19 protein-coding genes and 1 riboswitch are annotated in these 17,996 nt (G+C 48.8%); all 19 genes read left to right on the forward strand.

Annotated features, from left to right (window positions below):
* Nucleotide 1: 1 nt before the first annotated feature.
* The 19 genes from MAMMFC1_RS14040 to MAMMFC1_RS14130 all read left to right on the forward strand — a co-directional run bounded on the left by MAMMFC1_RS14040 (nt 2) and on the right by MAMMFC1_RS14130 (nt 17,996).
* Nucleotides 2–745 carry an energy transducer TonB gene (locus MAMMFC1_RS14040; RefSeq protein ID WP_126309100.1) on the forward strand — a complete coding sequence of 248 codons (744 nt, stop codon included), beginning with the start codon at nt 2–4 and terminating at the stop codon, nt 743–745.
* A gap of 70 nt (nt 746–815) precedes the next feature.
* Nucleotides 816–1,586: an ABC transporter ATP-binding protein gene (locus MAMMFC1_RS14045; RefSeq protein WP_126309101.1), complete on the forward strand. Its 771-nt coding sequence runs from the start codon at nt 816–818 to the stop codon at nt 1,584–1,586.
* Nucleotides 1,586–2,320, forward strand: a complete 735-nt coding sequence (locus MAMMFC1_RS14050; protein WP_126309102.1) for an ABC transporter permease — start codon at nt 1,586–1,588, stop codon at nt 2,318–2,320. Before MAMMFC1_RS14045 ends, MAMMFC1_RS14050 begins: the two co-directional genes overlap by 1 nt.
* Before the next feature lie 91 nt (nt 2,321–2,411).
* Nucleotides 2,412–3,464, forward strand: coding sequence for an efflux RND transporter periplasmic adaptor subunit (locus tag MAMMFC1_RS14055; protein WP_126309103.1), 1,053 nt, complete (start codon nt 2,412–2,414; stop codon nt 3,462–3,464).
* A 15-nt stretch (nt 3,465–3,479) separates the two neighbouring features.
* The gene (locus tag MAMMFC1_RS14060) at nt 3,480–4,163 is read left to right on the forward strand and encodes an ABC transporter ATP-binding protein (RefSeq protein ID WP_126309104.1); all 684 of its coding nucleotides are present in this window, start codon (nt 3,480–3,482) and stop codon (nt 4,161–4,163) included.
* A gap of 6 nt (nt 4,164–4,169) precedes the next feature.
* Nucleotides 4,170–5,384 (forward strand): ABC transporter permease, encoded by a 1,215-nt coding sequence (locus MAMMFC1_RS14065; protein WP_126309105.1) that lies wholly within the window; start codon nt 4,170–4,172, stop codon nt 5,382–5,384.
* Nucleotides 5,385–5,470: 86 nt separating this feature from the next.
* Nucleotides 5,471–6,631, forward strand: coding sequence for an adenosylcobinamide amidohydrolase (locus MAMMFC1_RS14070; protein ID WP_232035464.1), 1,161 nt, complete (start codon nt 5,471–5,473; stop codon nt 6,629–6,631).
* A 71-nt stretch (nt 6,632–6,702) separates the two neighbouring features.
* A complete protein-coding gene (locus tag MAMMFC1_RS14075; RefSeq protein ID WP_197723820.1) occupies nt 6,703–7,041 on the forward strand; it encodes a hypothetical protein in 339 nt (112 codons plus the stop codon).
* A gap of 27 nt (nt 7,042–7,068) precedes the next feature.
* Nucleotides 7,069–7,251, forward strand: a riboswitch (cobalamin riboswitch).
* A 166-nt stretch (nt 7,252–7,417) separates the two neighbouring features.
* Nucleotides 7,418–8,065, forward strand: coding sequence for a precorrin-8X methylmutase (locus MAMMFC1_RS14080; protein WP_126309106.1), 648 nt, complete (start codon nt 7,418–7,420; stop codon nt 8,063–8,065).
* A 264-nt stretch (nt 8,066–8,329) separates the two neighbouring features.
* Nucleotides 8,330–10,321 (forward strand): TonB-dependent receptor plug domain-containing protein, encoded by a 1,992-nt coding sequence (locus tag MAMMFC1_RS14085; RefSeq protein WP_126309107.1) that lies wholly within the window; start codon nt 8,330–8,332, stop codon nt 10,319–10,321.
* 59 nt (nt 10,322–10,380) lie between these two features.
* The gene (locus tag MAMMFC1_RS14090; protein ID WP_126309108.1) at nt 10,381–11,157 is read left to right on the forward strand and encodes a carbon-nitrogen hydrolase family protein; all 777 of its coding nucleotides are present in this window, start codon (nt 10,381–10,383) and stop codon (nt 11,155–11,157) included.
* A gap of 131 nt (nt 11,158–11,288) precedes the next feature.
* Nucleotides 11,289–11,717, forward strand: coding sequence for a metal-dependent transcriptional regulator (locus MAMMFC1_RS14095; RefSeq protein WP_126309109.1), 429 nt, complete (start codon nt 11,289–11,291; stop codon nt 11,715–11,717).
* A gap of 220 nt (nt 11,718–11,937) precedes the next feature.
* Nucleotides 11,938–12,618: a CAP domain-containing protein gene (locus tag MAMMFC1_RS22030; protein WP_197723821.1), complete on the forward strand. Its 681-nt coding sequence runs from the start codon at nt 11,938–11,940 to the stop codon at nt 12,616–12,618.
* 123 nt (nt 12,619–12,741) lie between these two features.
* Nucleotides 12,742–12,984, forward strand: coding sequence for a UDP binding domain-containing protein (locus MAMMFC1_RS14105; RefSeq protein WP_126309110.1), 243 nt, complete (start codon nt 12,742–12,744; stop codon nt 12,982–12,984).
* A complete protein-coding gene (locus MAMMFC1_RS14110) occupies nt 12,974–13,930 on the forward strand; it encodes a UDP-glucuronic acid decarboxylase family protein (RefSeq protein WP_126309111.1) in 957 nt (318 codons plus the stop codon). Before MAMMFC1_RS14105 ends, MAMMFC1_RS14110 begins: the two co-directional genes overlap by 11 nt.
* A gap of 150 nt (nt 13,931–14,080) precedes the next feature.
* A complete protein-coding gene (locus MAMMFC1_RS14115; protein ID WP_126309112.1) occupies nt 14,081–14,344 on the forward strand; it encodes an HPr family phosphocarrier protein in 264 nt (87 codons plus the stop codon).
* A 29-nt stretch (nt 14,345–14,373) separates the two neighbouring features.
* Complete coding sequence (gene dapF / locus MAMMFC1_RS14120) at nt 14,374–15,228, forward strand: diaminopimelate epimerase (protein ID WP_126309113.1); 855 nt, start codon at nt 14,374–14,376, stop codon at nt 15,226–15,228.
* A 377-nt stretch (nt 15,229–15,605) separates the two neighbouring features.
* Nucleotides 15,606–16,883 (forward strand): TolC family protein, encoded by a 1,278-nt coding sequence (locus tag MAMMFC1_RS14125; protein WP_232035465.1) that lies wholly within the window; start codon nt 15,606–15,608, stop codon nt 16,881–16,883.
* Nucleotides 16,884–16,910: 27 nt separating this feature from the next.
* On the forward strand, nt 16,911–17,996 hold the full coding sequence (locus MAMMFC1_RS14130; protein ID WP_126309115.1) for an efflux RND transporter periplasmic adaptor subunit: 1,086 nt from the start codon (nt 16,911–16,913) through the stop codon (nt 17,994–17,996).

The raw sequence follows: 17,996 nt of genomic DNA on the forward strand, positions 1-17,996 counted from the left end.
AATGGAAACTCAGATCCGCTGGCGGAAAGCCTTGGTCATTTCGCTGCTCTTCCACAGCATAGTGCTGATTGGCGTCGGCTGGATGACGGCCAGGCTCTTTACCGCAACGGAACCTCCGGAACAATATTTGGAACTGGAACTGGCCACGGAAGCGGAAGATCCCAGGGCAACGGCCGGCGGGAATCCGGCGCCGGAACCCGCCGCCGTACAGGACAACCGGCCGGTAATTGCGGCTGAGGCGAAACCTACGCCGGCGCCGGTTCGCCAAGCGCCGGCCGTAGTGGAAGAAACTGCGGCGGCTGTACCGGCGACAGACGCCGGCAGGTCTGAGGAATCGTCTGAACCAGGCGGCAATGCCAGCACTGCCGGCAGCGAGGGAGGCGGTGCGGAAAACGGAGCGGAAAGCGGTGCTGCTGGTTCCGGCAACGGCGGTACGGGCAGCACGGGAAAATCAGGCCAAGGCGGCGTCATCCCGCCGAGCATTCTGTCGCGGGTGGAGCCGGCTTATCCGGAACCGGACCGGCAAGCCGGCCGGGAAGGGACGGTGGTGCTGAAAATTCAAATATTGGCCAATGGCCGCCCGGGCAGTATCACCGTGCATAACTCCAGCGGCTTTGCCCTATTGGATGAAGCGGCGGTGGCCGCGGTACGGCAGTGGCAATTTATTCCGGCCAGGGAACGGGAAACCGGCCAGGCAATAACCTGTTATACCACCATGCCGGTGGTGTTCAGGCTGAAAGTTTGATCAGCTTATTGTCAATTTTAGAAAAAGAGGTCAAGTGAAACCTGAGAATTACCAGAGAAAGAGGATGAAAATGGGCTACACGGAAGATTTTCCCGAACCTTGCTGCGGGGTGCGATTGGCAGGCTTAACCAAGGTATATGAACAGCATAAGGTAGTGGACGATCTATCGCTGACAGTGACGGCAGGTGAGGTATTTGGCCTGCTGGGACCCAACGGCGCCGGCAAAACGACGGTGATGAAAGTGATCGCCGGACTGGTGCGACCTACCAATGGCTTAGTATTGATTTTCGGCTTTGATACGGTGTTCAGATCGGCTGCGGTTAAACAACTGGTAGGTTTTGTGCCGCAGGACAACAATCTGGAACGGGAACTGACGGTGGAAGAAGTTTTGTTTATTTACGGGCGGCTTTTCGCTGTTCCCAACCTCAAACAGCGGGTGGAAAAAACGCTGCAGGAGTTTTCCCTGGCTGAAATCAGGCACCAAAAAGTGGGACTATTGTCGGGAGGAACGGCGCGGCGGACGCTTATTGCCAGGGCGCTTTTACCCCAGCCCCGGCTGCTGTTGCTGGATGAGCCGACAGTGGGACTCGACCCTGATGTTCGCCAGGAGATCTGGAATATTGTACGGCGACTTGCCGGTGAAGGCAAAACGGTGGTGCTGACCACCCACTATATGGAAGAAGCGGAAAAACTGTGCCATAGGGTGGCCATGCTAAGGACCGGGCGCCTGGCGCTCCTTGATACGCCGGAGGGAATAAAGGAACGGCTGGGAGTTACGGACAGTGCGGCAGCGGCACTGGAAACTGTCTTTATCCAATTGGCCAGGAAAGGCGGCAACTGATGGGCTGGTATGCTGTATATGACCGCGAAATGATAATCTTATGGAAAAAAATCGGCAGGATGGGGTATGTTTTTTCCTCGGTGATTTTCCCTTTTATTTATCTTTTTGCCTTTGGCTTGGGGCTGGGGAGCAGGGTAAATGTGGACGGCGGCTATTTGCCTTTCCTTACCAACGGCATCATCGGCGTTACAGTCCTGTTGAACGCTTTTCAACAAACGTCGTCGTCGGTCAGTGTGGGACGTTTGTACTACCATAGTTTTCAAAGCGTTGTTATTAGTCCGGTGCCAACCTGGGAGGTAGTTCTGGGGATCGTTCTGGCCGGTGCGGTACGGGGTGTGTTGTTTGGCGGCCTGGTTTTTGCGGTTGCCTGGGTGGTATTCGGAGTGTGGGGATTAAGCATAACGGCGGTTTTCGGGATTTTGCTGGGTGCTTTCTGTTTCGCCGCGATGGGTACGGTCGTAGGAATGGTTGTAAAAAACCCCGATGATGTTTCTTTGATGAATAATTTCTTCATCACCCCGATGATTTTTTTTGGCGGATCTTTTTTTCCACTGCAGAATTTGCCATCCTGGCTGGCCGCCATAGCCAAAATATTACCTATTGGCACTCTTAATACACTATTGCGGGCGTCGGTTTGGAATACCGATTCTTTTTGGGCGGCAAGCACACTGGCAATGCTGTCAGGCTGTTTTTTCGGGTGGAGTGTGTGGCTTTACAGCCGGTACAGCGAGTAAAAGTGCAGTTGGAATTAATAACAAAACAGCAAAGGAGGTGTTTTGAATAATTCGCATATGGCAGAAGTTAATTCAGCATAAAAAAGGACTGATGCTGTTTTTGGTCATAGCGGCCGCAGTTATTGCCGGATTATCGCATCTTGACCGGACCAAACCGGTCGCCAGTGTCAACACTGTCCCGGTGAAACGGGCTGATATTGCGGCCGTAGTGTCGGCGACAGGCACCATCAACCCGGTGAACATGGTCAGTGTCAGTTCCAAGGTTACCGGCTTGATCAAGGAGGTTAAGGTCAATGAAAATGACCGGGTGGCGATTGGTCAGGTCCTGATTACCCTTGACGATACCAGGACGCGGGCCCAGGTTAACCAGGCGCGGGCTAAGCTAGTGAACGCCGAAGCCGATTGCCAGCGTATCGAGCGGCTGGCCGCCGCTGGTGCGGTTGCCGCCCAGCAGTTGGATGCGGCCCGCATGGATTACAACGTAGCCCAGGCAACCTATGATGATGTTGTATCTCAGCTTGACGATACCGTCATCCGGGCGCCCATCGATGGTGTTGTTATCGGCAAACCGGTGCCGGCCGGCCAGACGGTGGCTCCGGGTATTTCAACACCCATGGTGCTGCTGACTATTGCCGATATGTCGAGGATGCAGATTGAAACCCAGATCGACGAATCGGATATCGGCAACGTCCAGGTAAATCAAAAGGCGGCCTTCACGGTTGACGGTTACCCCGGTAAGACGTTTACCGGCACTGTTGTCAATGTTTCCGCGAAGGCCAATATTCAGCAGAACGTGGTATATTACCCTGTCATTATTGATATTGATCCTGACACTGCCGGCAATCTCTTAAAACCGACGATGACCGCCAGGGTGTCGATCAATATCGGTGAAAGCCGGAATACTCTGACCATCCCGCTGGTGGCGTTGAAAGACAATCAAGGGCAATCCTACGTGCAGGTGATGAACAACGGCCAGATAAAGGCGACCAACGTGACAACCGGGCTAATGACTGATGAACAGGTGGAAATTACCGGGGGCCTAACAGAACACCAACAGGTTGTTGTGCCTCAGAACAGACAGCCGGGCGCCGGCGGTTCAAGCAGTATGCAATCCAGTCCCCTACAGAAAGTCATGGGCCGATGACAGGAGGATCATCTTATGATCATATCACTAACCGATGTAACCAAAGTATATAAAATGGGGAGCAATCAGGTTCAGGCCCTTGCCGGTGTCTCCATCGCCATCGGCGCCGGGGAGCTTACGGCTATCGTAGGTCCTTCGGGTTCGGGCAAATCGACGCTGATGAACATCCTGGGATGCCTGGACCGGCCGACTGCCGGATCTTATAAGCTGGAAGGCCAGGAAGTTGCCACTCTGGGCGACGATGCCCTTGCCGCGACCCGTAACCGGAAAATTGGCTTTGTCTTTCAGACCTTTAATCTGTTGCCGCGCATGACGGCGCTGCAGAATGTTACTTTGCCGCTAATTTATACCGGTCTAAAAAAGAAAGAACGCTATGAACGCGCCGGTCAGGCTTTGGAACTGGTAGGTCTTGGCAACCGTATGCGACATCATCCCAACGAGCTGTCCGGCGGCCAGCGTCAGCGGGTAGCCGTTGCCCGAGCGCTGGTCAACGACCCCAGCATCATCCTGGCTGATGAACCGACAGGCAACCTTGACACTAAATCAGGTAATGAAATCATGACCGTCTTTGGTGAACTTAACCGCCAAGGGCGAACGATTATTTTGGTCACCCACGAACCGGACATCGCCAACCAGACCCGTCGTGTCGTTTACGTTCGGGACGGCATTATCGTTCGTGACGAAACAAGACAGGGGTGATCTTAGATGATATGGGAAAGTCTGCTGATTGCCCTGGAAAGTCTTAAAGCCAACAAGCTTCGTTCCACTCTCACCATGTTGGGTATAATTATCGGCGTCGGCGCTGTTATTGCCATGGTGTCCATCGGTATGGGCGTGCGGGAGAATGTCCAAAAGTCCCTTGCCGGACTGGGCAGCAATCTTCTGATGGTTTCACCCGGCGCCACATCTCCAACCGGGGTGCGCATGGCCGCCGGCTCGAACATCAGCCTGACGCTCAGGGACTCCCAGGCCATTGCCCGGGAAATACCGGGAGTGGGATTGGTGGCGCCAGGCGTTTTCCGCCAGTACCAGGTGGTGTACGGCAACAAGAACTGGGTGACCTTGGTGCAAGGGACGACGCCTGAATTTATTGGTGTGAGGAATTTTAACCTGGAAAAGGGAACTTTTTTTACTTTCAAGGATGTGGATACCCGGGCGCGGGTGATGGTTCTCGGCAAAGTAGCGGCCGACAATTTGTTTGGCGAGATTAATCCGGTAGGTAAGACGGTGCGCATCAACAAAGCGCCCTTTCGGGTGATCGGTGTGCTGGAAGCTAAGGGACAATCGCCTTCCGGGCATGATTTGGACGACTTAGCGGTTATTCCGATTACCACCGCCCAGGAACGGGTGATGGGCATTACGTATTTGAACAGTATCAGCGTTACAGCCGCCGGCGCCGATGTTATCGACCAGGTGCAGGCTGACATTACCGGCCTGTTGCGCACGCGCCACCGTATCGCCGCCAACACGACCGATGATTTTACCGTCCGCAACCTGACGTCGATTATGGCGACGGCGGATGAGACTTCCAAAACGATAACGCTGCTCTTGGGAAACATTGCCGCCATCTCGCTGTTGGTGGGCGGTATTGGCATTATGAACATTATGCTGGTATCAGTTACCGAACGTACCCGGGAGATTGGCATCCGCAAAGCTCTTGGCGCCACTTATCGCAACATCCTGTTCCAGTTCTTAATCGAGGCGGGAGTCATCGGCGTGACCGGCGGCATTATGGGCATTGGCCTGGGTATTGCCGGTTCCCGTATCATTGCCGCCGTCGCCCACTGGAACACTGTAATTTCATTTGCTTCGATTTTTCTGGCTTTTGGCTTCTCTGTCGGCATCGGCTTATTCTTTGGCCTTTATCCGGCGCGGAAAGCCGCTCTTTTGGACCCGATTGAGGCGCTGCGATATGAATAAGAACAAGGAGGCAGTATGTTTGAAACATTCCATAGGGGATAAATGCGCAAAGAGGAATTGAATTTTAGTTAGGTGGGAGAAACAAAATGAGAAAGCTGTACATATTGCTGATATTGATTTTTTATTGCAGTGTTGTTCCTTGTGCCGGCAATGAAAGAATAGAATTATATACTTTATCAACAGGTGATCCGGTTTACCGGCAGAATACCTGCGTCGTCATTGCTTTTAAACAGCCCCGCACGGTTCTTGGCACTTCGGTAATAAACGGAGGATACCGTGAAGACTTAAAAGCAATATTTAATCATGACATGAAGGACGCCGTTATGAACGCGGATTCCTATCCGGAGTATATGCAGGGAGTGGCAAGGAATTTGGGACTTGACCCTGACAGGGTGTCCGGCATGGGAACGGGCGCATCCATGGACAATGTCGCCATTCAGTCGGCAAGCTACCAAACACTAACCGTAACCGCCATAGCGACCGGCGGGGTGGAAGAAAACGGCGGCCGGGTAGGTGATCCGGCTGAGTATTTTAATCCGGGACAAAAAACCCGGCTGCATAAACCGGGTACCATCAACATCATGCTGGTAATTGACGCCGATATACCGCCCGGTACATTGGCCAGAGCGCTGGTTACCTGTACCGAAGCCAAAACGGCGGCGCTGCAGGAATTAATGGCCGGCAGCAAGTATTCCAGCGGACTGGCGACAGGTTCGGGGACCGACCAAACAATAATAATTGCCAATCCGGGTTCGCCACTATATTTGGAGGATGCCGGCAAACATTCCAAATTAGGTGAACTGATCGGCCGCACCGTAAAGCAGGCAGTCAAAGAAGCCTTGTTCCGGCAAACCGGATTATCACCCCAAAAACAGCATAGCGTGCTTAGGCGCATGAACCGGTTCGGCCTGACGGAAGAAACACTGTATCAGGAATATTTGCAAAAAAATGGCTATCTAGAAAAACAACGGTTTTTAGACTGCTTGCAACAGTTGGACAAGGACCCCCGGTTGGTGACATATACATCCCTGTATGTTCATTTACTGGATCAGTTTAACTGGCAATTGTTGTCCGGCGACGAAACCGTGGCCGCCGGTAATGAGTTGCTGCTGCTGTCTGCCGGTAAATTCGGTGTTTTGCCGCGGGCAATCGCCGCCGAGGCGAAACTGGAAAACTGTATTCAGGCATGGTCCGGCCTGGTTGTCGATATATTAAGAGCAAAACTGGCCGGTTCTCAAGGGGACTGAGGAGTGCTATTGACTATATGACCACTATATGGAGTAATATATAAAAAGATAATTTTAATGAGGTGAGAATAATGATGAATGAAAAGAAACATCCTGAACATCCTGAATTTCAACTTCCCGATGATCCACATGCGAAGCACCGTTATGAAAGTGCAATGAAACACGTTCAATTTGCGAAAGAAGCAGGGAAATCTTCAGAAAAAATTCATGAGATTTTTCGAAAAGTAATGAATTTTGACACTAAAGACATTGAAAAAATTCCTCAGGATGAAGCACACAAAAAATACCGTTCTGCCGTAATTCATGCCCAGAAAGCAATCGAAAACGGCAAATCTTCCGAAGAAGCTCATGAAATATTTGCGAATATTGTCTCTGGAAAGACTGAAGGACAGTGTCATCATTGCAAATAGCTTATTATTAACATGTTTACTTAAACTGCATAGTGAAAAAAGTTAGGTGTCTGAAAGGACTTAATAGGGAAGTCCGGTGCAATGCCGGCGCGGTCCCGCCACTGTAACGGGGAGCAAGCTTAAGATATGCCACTGAGATCTGCCATCTTGGGAAGGTTTAGGTAAGCCATGATCCGGAGCCAGGAGAACTGCCTAACTGATAATCACCGTTGTACCCACGAGCGATGGGGAGGGGGATTACCGTGAAAGATCTCTTGACTTAGAAGGGCTCTGTGTCAAGGATTTATTCATGCTGAATTTAACTCTCCTGGTCTTATGACCAGGAGTTTTCATTTGGTATGATACTGTACATAACTATATTTTAAGGAGGCGCATTATGGAATATATCATGGATCCTGGTTTGATTGAAACCCGCAGTATGGAAATTATAGGTTCCTATTTGGATGAACTGGGACTGGAACTTTCACCGGCGGCTGTTAAGGTGTATTCCCGTATTATTCATGCGGCAGGTGATCCTGATTACGCCAAACACATCAGGATTCATCCTGACGCAATCACCGCCGGGTGTGCTGCTTTGGCAGCAGGACGGGATATTTATTGTGATGTGGAAATGGTCCGTACAGGAATTAATAAGCGGCTTTCATCCTATGGCGGTAAGGTGTACTGTTTAATTGGCAGCGAAGAAACCGCTCGGCTTGCCAAAAGCGTCATTACCCGGGCGATGTCCGCCGCCATTAGGCAGTTTGGCGGGCAATTAGACGGTGTTATTGTTGCCATTGGCAATGCGCCGGCCGCGTTGTTTGAACTTTCAACCCTAATGGAACGAACCGGTATCCGGCCGGCGCTGGTAATCGGCGTGCCTGCCGGCTTTGTCGGGGCGGCAGAATCAAAAGCTTTGCTGCACGCAGCTTCGCCTGTGCCTTATATTACTGTTTTAGGTAACAAGGGAGGCAGCCCTATTGCCGTAGCAGCCTTGGACGCCCTTTGGTACATGACAGAAACAGTATCCAATAATGTTATATAGGAGAAAACGCATGATGAATGACGCTTGGGCGAGGGACTCAAGGTGCTGGTTGTGCAATTCATAAAGGGCAATCGGAAGAATATTATGAACAGTATAAAAAATAAAAACTGTATAAAAAATCCATCATTCTGGCGCTGGCTTTGGGGACGAGCGTCACTGTAAGCGTGTTCTCGGTGTGGCCCAGGCAGCGTAGCCGCAGTTGTTCAGCCAGGAATACAAGAAGGTTATTGAGACTTGATATTATACTTTGAAAGGGAGATAAAAATGGCGTTTAGAACCAAGATTATTAAAAAAATAAAAAACATTAAAAATATTAATAAGAAGGCAATAATCCCAATCGCTGCGCTTACTTCGTGCACAATGGCCATTGCCGGCATGACTATCAGCAATGCCGCAGCGCCGGAAGAGGAACAGGAGTTTAACTTTGAACAGGTAATGGTAACTGCCCAACGATATCAGAAGAGCGATATCGATACCCCGGCTTCGACCAGTGTCTATACATATGAAGATCTTAAGTCAACAGGGGCCCGGAATGTGGCGGAAGCGTTAAAACAAGCGGCAGGACTTACATATTCTTCTTTTGGCCCCAGCGGGGCCTCTATGACTACCATGACGACCAAGATAATAATACGGGGTGTTTCAACAGGCACCCTTGTTCTTGTCAATGGCACACCGCTTAATCTGCGTGGGTTGTATAATCTGGAAGACATACCTGTCGAGAACATCGAAAGGATTGAAATTGTCAAAGGCGGCGGTTCAGTACTATACGGCAGCGAGGCTACCGGCGGGGTCATCAACATTATTACCAAGAAAAACCTGCAAAACTCTGTGAAAATTTCCGGCGGCAATTATGGGCAGCAAGACCATAGTTTTACTCTTCAGGCAGGAAAGCTGGGATTAAATTATAATTTTGAAAAATGGGGCGACTTGGGAAATATTTCTAAATCAATAGCAAACGGCAAAGAGATGAACATGTTTTTTCCCGGGCTGGAGCGCAATAATCAGACGCTTTCTTACCAGTTTAGTAAAGCCGTATCGTTGCTATACAGCCATAATAGCTCAGAGTCGCTTTACGACTATAAGTTCGGGACAGGCTATGCTGCGAATCTGATTGGCAAGACAAGATACAGCAGGGTATATACGGATGAAAAGGATTTTGTCCAGCTGCAGTATGACCAGGATCATATAAAGGGATCGCTGTATTATAACTATAAAACGATGAACACCTTAGGGACAGACTACTATTCTTCATCAGGCTCCGCCGCCGGGTATCCTAAAAAAACAAGTGAAACAAGCAGAAGCAGCACTTACGGCTTTGATCTTCAAAAAGACTGGATGATTCATGCCAATAAATTATTGCTGGGTGTTACTTACCAAAATGAGTATTATGACCCTAATATCAGCAATACCCTGGATTATCAGCGGGACAACTATTCGGTATACGGACAGTGGGAACAGCCTGCAGGCAAGGCTGATACAATAATCCTGAGCGGGAGGGAAACCTGGACGGCAAACGCGCCTAACGGGAGAAATTATGATAATTTTAGCGGGCAGGCTCAATTTCTTCACAAGCTGAATGATAACGAATCTATTTATACCAGTGTCGGACAGTCTTTCGTAATGCCGACCTTTGCCCAAATGTACAGCAGCAACGATGACCGGCGGCTTGGCAACCCTAATCTAAAGCCTCAGACCGGCCTGCATTACGAAGCGGGCTGGAAAAGAAACAGCGGCAATCATAACTGGCGATTGGCAGTTTTTAGTTTTACAATCAAAGACAATATTTCTTCCACTTATAATCAGGCAGACGGCACCTATTCCTATAAGAATGAAGATATGAAAAATACCGGTGTGGAGTTGACTTGCCAGGTTGACGGGCCTAAGGATTGGACATTCAACTGGGGCGTCACTTATGGCGATGCTTTAACGAAAAGCACGGATAAGCCTTACTGGGATCGCAACTTTGGGCGCTGGCAGGTGAATGGCGGCGCAACTTATCAACATGACCGCTGGAAGGTTACACTCACCGGCAATTATCTGGCTGATCGGGTCATGACGCCAAGTACTGCAAAATCATATGATGTCAAGCCATATTTACTAACCAGTTTGAGTGTGAATTATACCCTCGGCAAGCAGCAGGAAATTATCCTTACAGCTCAGAATGTATTGAACCGGAAAGACATAATTTCCCATTCTACTTCGGAATATTACTATACTCCCTTTAATTTCAGCTTAGGTTATAAAAGTAAATTTTAAAAGGCGAGTAATAATCAGCAACAACCGGACATTCAGTATCAATTCTAAGGAGATTTAAGATGAGAGTCGCTTTTTTACATTTGGATTTAAGCGGGGGACCGGAAGCCCGCAATTTGGAACTGCTGCATCAGGCCATTGATTTGGCGGCTCAGCAGGGAGCGAAATGGGTCGTTACTCCGGAAACAGCGGTACAGGGATATTTCTTTAAACTTAAGGCTGAGGCGGCCCGGGAGCCATTAAACATACCTGTGCAGCCTTGTCCCGGTCTGGATGGCATCCGTTGCCTGGCCGCAAAGCGCGGCCTTACCGTATTCTTAGGCTGCGCCGAACAGGATGAAGCCACCGGCAACTATTTCAATAGTTGCCTGGTGATCGGCCCAGGCGGGGAAATACTTGGCAGACACCGTAAACTTCGGGCGCATGGGACAGGCGCCGAAGGCTGGGCGGCCAGGGGCAAGCAACTGGAACCCGTTGATTGCCGGGAAATGAAAGCCGGAGTTTTGGTGTGCGCCGATCTTTGGTACCCTGAACACGCCCAGGTGTTGCAAGCCAAAGGTGCCCGGGTTATCGTAGCCTTGGCTGCCTGGCCGCCGGGAAAATGCGGCCCGGGGGACAGTTGGGAACAGGCATCCGCAGCCAGCGGTCTGCCGGTATGGGTGTGCAATCAGACCGGCAACGGTGAACATCTGGATTTTAGCCAGGCAACAAGCGCTGTGGCGGCAGAAGGAAGATTGCAATTAACCTACAAAGGCCTGGCGCCGGCCGTGCTGCTGTTTGACTGGGATGAGAGCGAACAGCGCTTGTTGTCGTCTGAGTTTACCGTAGTAAAACTATAATAAAGAAACTAAAAGGATGCGGTTTTTTCTTCCATTAGGCAAAAAATCAGCCGGGTCGCATAAAATATAATAGTTACCTGTTGGTGAGAATGACTTTCACTGTGTTGCGAAATGAAGCCGGAGGTGAACTTATGCTGTCACCCAGTCTGGAAGATTATTTAGAGGAAATCTACAGATTCTCAGTCAGCAATGATATAGTGCGAGTTACCGACATCAGCCAGAAATTGAATGTTAAGCTTCCTTCAGTAACCAAGGCGCTGGGAAAACTCCGCGCGGGAGGTTATATTACCTACCAGAAATACGGCATGATGGGGCTGACTGACAAAGGCCGGCAGATGGGTTGTTACCTCGTGGAAAGAAACACACTCCTGCAGGATTTTCTCAGGACAATCTGTGCCGACTGCGATGTTGCCGCTGAAGCCGAAGCAATGGAACATTACCTGTCAAAATCAACCATATCTTCAATAAAGCGTTTGATGGGATTTATGAAAGAGAACACGGAAGTCTATCAGCGGTTTGTGGAGTATGTGCAAACAACTGCCTATAGACACAAAGGATAAAGATAAACGTAACTATAGTGTATACTGCACGTTTTTGCCGTATGTTGGTATCCTATCAACAAACTATACATAATGAAGAAAGAAGAGACATTGAGACAGCCAACAGCATCCTTTGTCCGCTATGGCCTCAATACGCCGGATGCGAAATAAAACAAAACTATTTATAATAAGAAGTGGATAGTTACTATCCAAAAACAAAGTTACATAAGGAGGAGAACGATTGAAGAATTTCAAAAGACTCGTCGCCATCACTTTAGCTGCTTTGTTTTTAGGAACATTCGCAGTACCTCCGGCTAATGCTGCCACTTATTATTATTTTTCTCGTTCTGTCCCGATCGGCACAACTGTAAAGGCTTCGGATTGCCCAACTGCAAAGACTCCGGCTGGTTCAACCGTAAAGACTCCCACTGGTCCGACTGTAAAGACTCCGACCGGTCCAATTGTACGGACTCCCGGAACCACTAAGCCCGCCACTCCGGCTTCTCCGGCTCCGGCTACCGGTAATGTATCCGCTCCGCTCTCCGCAGATGAACAAACAATGGTCAATTTGGTTAACAGAGAACGGACTAGCCGCGGCTTAGCACCACTGCAAGTGGATATGCGGCTGGTAAAAGTAGCCCGCATGAAGAGCCTTGATATGATTAAAAACAACTACTTCTCCCATCAGTCGCCTACGTACGGCTCTCCCTTTGACCTGATGAGGTCCCAGGGGATTACATATCGGGCTGCTGGAGAAAATTTGGCAGGAGCGAGCTCGGTTACACAGGCTCATACCAATCTCATGAACTCCTCCGGACACCGGGCTAACATTCTGAACGCCAATTACAACCGTATCGGCATCGGCATCGTCAAAGGCGGTCCGTACGGAATGATGATTAGCCAGGAGTTTATTGGAATCTAATTGCATACGTTAACAAAGGCTGCAGATTAACAACATGTTAACTGCAGCCTTTGTTTATTATTTAACGCTTTTAACAAGTGCTGCATATCATGGAGCATGTGAAACAGCTCCGGAGGTGGCACGATGAAAATATGTGTGATTGGGACAGGGTATGTCGGCGATAACATGCTGGAAGCAGCCAGAGGGGTTGACGCTCTCCTCCTGGTTACTGAGTGGTGTCAGTTTTGCCAAGTGGATTTCGATCAAATTAAGCACCTGATGCACAGGCCAATAGTTTTTGACGGCAGAAACCAGTACGATCCCCAACGGATGCTCCGCCTTGGTTTTGAATACTACTGCAGCGGGAGGGGTTTAAGTGTCTGCTGAAAAACGAGTGCTTGTTACCGGCGGCGCCGGCTTTATCGGCTCCCATCTTTGCCGCCGACTGCTTGCAGAGGGTGCGTACGTTATTTGCTTGGATAATTTTTACACCGGTTCCCGGAATAATATTGCCGAATTAATGAAACATCCCCGGTTTGAACTGCTATATCATGACGTGGTGGAACCCTTCACGACGGAAGTTGATGAAATTTTCAATTTGGCTTGTCCCGCCAGTCCGGTGCACTATCAGGCAGACCCGGTCAAAACCGTTAAAACCAGTGTGCTGGGGGTAATTCATGTCCTGGAACTGGCCCGCAAGCTGCAGGCGAAAGTATTACATACTTCAACTTCTGAAGTGTACGGAGACCCGCTATTGCATCCTCAGCCCGAGACCTATTGGGGAAATGTTAATCCTAACGGTTTAAGGAGCTGCTATGACGAAGGCAAGCGGTGCGCCGAGACCCTGTGTTTCGATTATTCCCGTCAATATGGTCTTGATCTCAAAGTCGTTCGTATTTTTAATACCTATGGCCCCAACATGCGACCGGATGACGGCCGGGTTGTCAGCAACTTCATTATTCAAGCGCTGCGAGGGAACGAGCTTACGGTATACGGCGACGGCAGCCAAACCCGTTCATTTTGCTATATTGATGATTTGGTCGAGGGAATTATCGGCATGATGCAAACAAGCGAAGGTTTTCATGGGCCAGTTAACTTAGGCAATCCGGACGAATTTACAATTTTAGAGCTGGCAGAGCAGGTTATCCGGCTGACAGGGGCATGTACCCAAATTGCATATCGACCGCTGCCGGCGGATGATCCCCGCCAGCGTCGTCCGGACATCTCATTGGCGAAAACGAAATTGGATTGGGAACCACAGGTTCAGCTTGAGATAGGACTGATAAAGACTATTGCTTATTTTCGAGAACTGGCTGAACAGAATAAAAGGTAGTCATTCGTTATTTCTATTGGCCGTCACGCGGCAGGAGAAAAAGCGCCGTTGCGCGAAAATAAAAAATGTTTGGCCAGTCGAGAAAAATAAGAAAAACGCTAACGCGTCTTCACGGCTTTTGTTCCTGACATTTGTAGGAGGGTTGACACAATGTATACTAAAATTGTAACAATAAGCAATAAAACCGGTCTCCATGCCAGACCAGCCAGTTCGTTTGTCCAGACGGCAGCAAAATTTCAGTCTGAGATTAGGGTGCAAAAAGAGGACAATATCGCCGACGCAAAATCAATTTTGAAATTAATGGCACTGGGGATAACCAAAGGCACAGAAATAGCTATTGCCGCCGAAGGCCCTGATGAAAAAGCTGCCGTTGAGGCACTTGTCGAACTTATTGAAAGCAATTTTGGGGAGTAAACATAGGTTAAAATAAGGAGAAACCTAATATGAATTTTGATTTTTATAAATATCATGCTTTAGGTAACGATTATATTGTTATTGATCCCAACAAGACCAAAGTTAACTTGTCTGAGGAGAATATCCGGCTGATTTGCCACCGTAATTTCGGTGTCGGTTCGGACGGTATTTTGTACGGACCTTTGTTTCAGGACAAGTCCATTTATTTTAGAATACTGAATCCGGACGGGAGCGAGGCCGAGAAAAGCGGCAATGGAATTAGAATATTCTCCCGGTTTCTTGTTGATGCCGAGTATGTTACCGATAAAGAATTTAATTTAGGGACTTTAGGCGGCAACGTTCGCGTGGAACTCTTAGACGATAACGGCAGGCGAATTCGGGTGGATATGGGAACGGTAACCTTTCAAAGCCGGCAGATTCCTGTGGCCGGACCGGCGCGGGAAGTGGTGAATGAGGAGTTGGTGGTTAATAACCAAAGGCTCTTTATTACGTGTCTATCCATCGGCAATCCCCATTGTGTGGTGCCTTGCGATGAACTCGGGCGGGAAACGGCTTCTGGCCTGGGGGCAGCCATTGAAAGCCATGAGCTTTTTCCCAACCGGATTAATGTTCAGTTTCTAAAGATATTAAACCGAAACAACATTCAAATCGAGATTTGGGAACGGGGGGCGGGCTATACGCTGGCTTCCGGCAGCAGCAGCTGTGCAGCAGCCAGTGCAGCTTACAAAATGGGGCTGGCCGGCAATGAGATAAACGTACATATGCCGGGTGGTATTATTAGGGTAGATATTCAAAATGATGGACATGTCTTTATGACGGGCTCTGTCACGCAGGTGGCTCAAGGAGTGTTTTCGGAGGATTTGTGGAGGCAAATTCAGGGATAACAGGCCAAATCTGTAACCAATGAATGACATAGTATGGGTAGAAGATTCAATTATTCACCTTTAGGGAGGAAGACTTCATCTGTTGATGAGTCTTCTTTTTTCAGTATTATAGGGGAACGCATTAAAGAATTGAAACCCGGCTTATCCTAGTGGTCTGTAATACAGACCACTAGTTACCTGGATGTCAATTCTTAATGCGACCTATCGGCATATATAAAAAACTGATTTATTAACGAAATTGTAACAATTCCGTTAACTTTTCATTATAATTTTAGATTACAATTTTTTTGAAGGAAACAACGCAAAAAAAAAGAAAATATTAAAAAAAGTCCATGTTTTGAATGCAAAAAATTATTTTTAAAAGGGGGACACTCTCTTTGGAAAGGCTTAAAAGGCGTATTGCCAAACTATTAGTATCTATTCTTACTTTATTCGCATTTAGTCATCCGGTGCTGGCGGCGCCGATTGAATTGACACTTGCTGATAGCATTTCGCTGGCTCTTAAAAATAACAAGGATATAAAAATCTCCACATTAGCCAGAGATAAGGCAGTCTGGGTGATAAAACAAGAAGAAGCGGGCAAGGGGGTTAGCCTGAATCTGAATCATTCTGCCAGACGTTCTGACTCGGCAGGCGGTGACCCCGCCACGAATTTTAGCAATAATGTGTCGCTTAGCGTGCCCATTTATTCCGGCGGTAAATTGGAAAGTCAAATTGACCAGGCTAAGCTTGAACTCAAAATTGCGGATCTTGGTCTTGACGCAACAATGCAGCAAACCAAACAGAATGTCACTACATACTATTTTAATGTGCTGCAATATCGAAATGAGGCGCAAATAAACCGGGAGACGGTTGATAACTATACCGCCCACCTGAAAGATGTGCAAGCAAAATATGAAATTGGCACAGTGGCTAAGACCGATGTGCTGGCAAGCCAAGTCTCGCTGGCCACAGCTCAGGATGACCTGATTAAAGCTGAGAACAATTATAATGTTGCCGTAGCAACGCTCAACAATGCCATCGGCTTGTCCCTGGACAGTGAGTTAACCCTTAAAGAAGGTCTCAAGTATGAGAAAAATTCTCTCACCCTTGAAGATTGCGTCAAATACGCATTGGCCAACCATCCGGAAATAGCTGAGTACCAAACGAAAATAGCCAGCGCCGAAGATGACGTCAAAATCGCTAAAAGCGGCGATAAGCCGACAGTTGACTTTGCTGTGGGGCAAAGCTGGTATGACAAGGATTTTCCCGGCGCCAATAACAGTAACTGGCAGGCGACCATTACCGCCTCGTTTAATCTGTTTGATTCGGGCCTGAATAAATCCAGGGTCCAACAGTCTCAATACAGTTTGGCCACAGCCCAGGAAGCAGCCGATCAGAAACGCGACACCGTATTATTGGATGTGCGCCAGTATTATTTAAGCATGCGGGAAGCTGAGAAGCGGATTGATACCAATCAGGTGGCAGTGAACCAGGCCCAGGAAAACCTGAAGATCCAGGAGGCCCGTTATAGTGCAGGGGTGGGAACCAATCTGGATGTTCTCGACGCCGTATTGCATTTGAACCAAACTAAGATTAACGATATTCAAGCCTTGTACGATTATAATACCAGCAAGGCGCAATTGGATAAAGCTATGGGTGTGCCGGTCCAATAAGATACACAGAAGAAGTGAGGTTAAATTATGCAGGCAATTGGTAAAAGAATTAGGCAATATAAAGGATGGCTGATTCTCTTGCTGGTAGTCGCGCTGCTGGCGACAGGGGGAGCAATCTATTTCAAAAAAGGCAGCACTCCTGTTGTTAATGAGACTACGGTTACCGTAGGGCGCGGCGACATTGCGGAGACAGCCTCCGCGACCGGAACTATTTCAGCAGTAAACTCAGTTGATATTAGTTCCCGCGTGACAGGTCTAATCAGAGAACTTAACGTAAAGGAAAATGATATTGTAAAGGCCGGACAGGTTTTGGTAGTTTTGGATGATACCAGCTTAAGAGCACAACTTGCCCAATATGAAGCCCAGTTGGAAAATTATGCCGCCATCTATGAGCGCAGCCAAAAAATGGCAGCTATTGGCGGCGAGTCGCTCCAACAACTGGATACCGACCGTACAAACTACCTCGTGTCCCAGTCCACATATAACAACTACGCATCGCAACTGGAATACTATGTAATTAAGGCCCCTATCGACGGTGTCGTGGTCGGCAAGCCCACACCCGCCGGACAGACGGTAGCACAGGGTATCTCCAGTCCCCAGGTAATAATGACGATTGCCGATATGTCACAAATGCAGATTAAGGTAATGGTAGATGAGACGGATGTCGGCAAAGTGCAGGTGGGGCAAAAGGTTTCTTTCACCGTGGACGCTTATACAGACAAAACTTTTACCGGCACGGTAACGAACATTTCCAAAAGTGCCACCACTTCGTCCAATGTGGTGTATTATCCGGTATATGTTGATGTGGATTCGCCGGCAGGCCTGTTATATCCCACCATGACCGCCAGGGTAACTGTCAATATCGGTGAGAGCAAAAATGCGCTGGTTGTGCCGCTGTCGGCCCTCAAGGAAGATAAAGGAGAACAGTATGTACAGCTGAAGGAAAACGGCGAATTACGGAGGACCCCGGTCCAAATTGGTCTAAGAGATGATACCAAGGTGGAAATCCTGAGCGGCCTTAGTGAAGGCGACAATGTTGTCATACCTGCGGCTGCGGCTAAGTCGGCAACTACTACTAACACTCGGCAGAGACAGGGACCATCGCTGTTCTAG

The organism is Methylomusa anaerophila, from assembly GCF_003966895.1.
Classification (GTDB): Bacteria; Bacillota; Negativicutes; order Sporomusales; family Sporomusaceae; genus Methylomusa; species Methylomusa anaerophila.